The sequence below is a fragment of the Alcanivorax sp. P2S70 genome, assembly GCF_000475295.1.
GTDB classification, from domain to species: domain Bacteria; phylum Pseudomonadota; class Gammaproteobacteria; order Pseudomonadales; family Alcanivoracaceae; genus Alcanivorax; species Alcanivorax profundi.
Map to the genome: position 1 here is coordinate 1 of NZ_AXBZ01000030.1, position 2,412 is coordinate 2,412.

2 protein-coding genes and 1 pseudogene are annotated in these 2,412 nt (G+C 60.8%); all 3 read left to right on the forward strand.

Annotated features, from left to right (window positions below):
• On the forward strand, window positions 1-288 hold a 288-nt coding region (locus Q672_RS0117215; RefSeq protein WP_031226531.1), incomplete at its 5' end, for a glycerol-3-phosphate dehydrogenase C-terminal domain-containing protein.
• 2 nt (window positions 289-290) lie between these two features.
• The gene (locus tag Q672_RS26815) at window positions 291-1,856 is read left to right on the forward strand and encodes an FGGY-family carbohydrate kinase (protein WP_022985571.1); all 1,566 of its coding nucleotides are present in this window, start codon (window positions 291-293) and stop codon (window positions 1,854-1,856) included.
• Window positions 1,857-1,896: 40 nt separating this feature from the next.
• Window positions 1,897-2,412 (forward strand): annotated as a pseudogene (locus Q672_RS26820) (hypothetical protein); the annotation flags it as partial.

Here is a 2,412-nt window from a genome sequence, read left to right on the forward strand (position 1 = left end):
GTACAGCATTTCCTGCATGCCAGTCAGGATGATCAGGGTTTCATCGAGTGGCTGCTCAACAATGAGTCTGTCGTGCATCTGGACGATCTGATGCTGAGACGAACGCGCTTGGGGCTCATCAAGCCGAATGCGGGCTTGGCGGTTCTTGATCGCTATCGTGCATTGATCCAGCAAGGCCTCGGCTGGGACGACGACCGCTGGGAGCAGGAAGTTCAGCGTTATCTGGGCCTGCACGAACGCTTTTATGGGGTTCCCGGGCTCCCGGACATGGAACGGATGGCAGGCTGAGCATGACCGAGACCCCCTTGCTGCTGGCGCTGGATCAGGGCACGCAAAGTGCCAGGGCGATGTTATTTGATGCGCAAGGGGAGCTGGTCGCCAAATCCCAGCGTCATATTGAGCCCTACGTATCGGCTCAACCCGGTTGGGCTGAGCAGGATGCCAATTATTTCTGGGAAGAACTTGGCCAGGCCTGCCAAGCATTGTGGAGCGCGCATCCGGACCTCAAGTCGCGGGTTGTTGCGGTCTCTTTGACCACCCAGCGCGCGTCGGTGGTTTGCCTGGATCGGACACGGCGTCCGCTACGCCCCGCGGTGATCTGGCTGGACCAGCGGCGCACGGCCGATTACCCGGATCTTCCCTGGTGGATGGCGGCCCCGGTGAACCTGCTGGGGCAGAAGGAGACGCTCAGGCAATTCCGTTCCAAGGCCGAATGCAACTGGCTGGCGGTGGATGAGCCCGAGATGTGGGCCAAAACCCGGCATTTCCTGTTGTTATCCGGATACCTCAATTACCGCCTTACCGGTGAAGTGAAGGACTGTACCGCCTCCCAGGTGGGCTACCTTCCCTATGATTACAAACGCCACCAATGGGCAGCCGCCCATGATTTCAAATGGAAGGCCCTGCGGGTAACACGTGAGCAGCTACCCGAGCTGGTCTCACCGGGTGAGATTCTGGGTGAGGTAACCGCTGCAGCCAGTCGCCATACCGGCATACCGAAAGGACTGCCGGTGGTGGCCAGTGGCGCCGACAAGGCCTGTGAAGTCCTGGGGGCCGGCGCGTTCAGCCCCGAGGTGGGCAACCTGAGTTATGGCACCACGGCCACGTTTAACACCTGTAATGCACGCTTTGTGGAGCCGATTCCTTTCGTGCCGGCTTACGGCGCCGCCGTGCCCGGGCGTTACAACTCCGAGATCATTGTTCAGCGGGGCTACTGGATGGTGAACTGGTTCAAGCGCGAATTTGCCCAAGCCGAGGTGGTACAGGCCGATGCCCTCGGTGTTGCCCCGGAGACGCTGTTTGACGCTTTTCTTGACGAGTCTCCCCCTGGCGCCATGGGGCTCATGCTCCAACCTTTCTGGAACCCCGGAGTGCGTATTCCTGGCCCGGAAGCGAAGGGGGCGATCATCGGGTTCGGTGATGTGCATACCCGCGCGCATTTGTATCGAGCCATCATTGAGGGCATCGCTTACGCCCTGCGCGAAGGCAAGGAACGCCTGGAAAAACGCAACAAGGTCCCCGTTACCACCCTCAAGGTGTCTGGTGGGGGCTCCCAGAGCGATGCCATCATGCAGATCACCGCAGACATCTTCGGGTTACCGGCTGAGCGTCCCCATACCACCGAAACATCGGGCCTTGGGGCGGCGATCAACGCCGCCGTGGCGATGAAATTACACCCGGACTACGCCACGGCGGTGGCTGCCATGACCCGTACCGGTGACCGCTTTGAGCCCCGGGCGGAGTATGCGGGTACCTACGATGCGCTCTATGGACAGGTCTACCGGCGTCTCTACGATCGGTTGTCACCGTTGTACCGCTCGATTCGGCAGATAACCGGGTACCCGCGGCGCTTCTGAATCGGTAGTCTGTGCCAGACCGGTTGTATGATGGGTTTCGATGATGTTCCTTGGCGTAAAACGTGGGTGCCTGCTATTGCTGGCGGTGTTGCTGGCAAGCTCGACTCAGGCGTCAGACGCTGGCGATATCACCCTGAAGGCGTTGCGGGCGGAGCTCGCCAACGGTGGGCTGGCTCCCGTGATTGCCCATCACCCCCTGACAACGCTGCCCGGCGTGGACCTCGAACGGTTGTTTGCCGATAGCCATTTTCAACGTTTTGCCATCACCGGTTACAACAGTAACGGGCAACGTTTTGCCGCCCGGGTGCGGCTGCATTTTGCCGACGGCCGGGTAGGCTTCATTCGTATTACCGGTGTTCCCGGCAGAGAGTATCGGCTGGAAGATCTGCACGATTACACGACCGGGTTGTCACTGGCGGGTCTGGTCGCCGAGCGGCGCTGGCTGGGTAGTCATGACGGGAAAGCGTTTCTGGAGGCGCTCGGCAAGACACCGGAGTCTGACACCCTCGCTGAATTAGCGGGCGGCAGGGCAGCACCACTGGCCCTGTGGCTGGCG

What these genes read in the sequence shown, in the direction of transcription:
- Q672_RS26815 (WP_022985571.1), top strand. Translation starts at nt 291, where the DNA reads ATGACCGAGACCCCCTTGCTGCTGGCGCTGGATCAGGGCACGCAAAGT.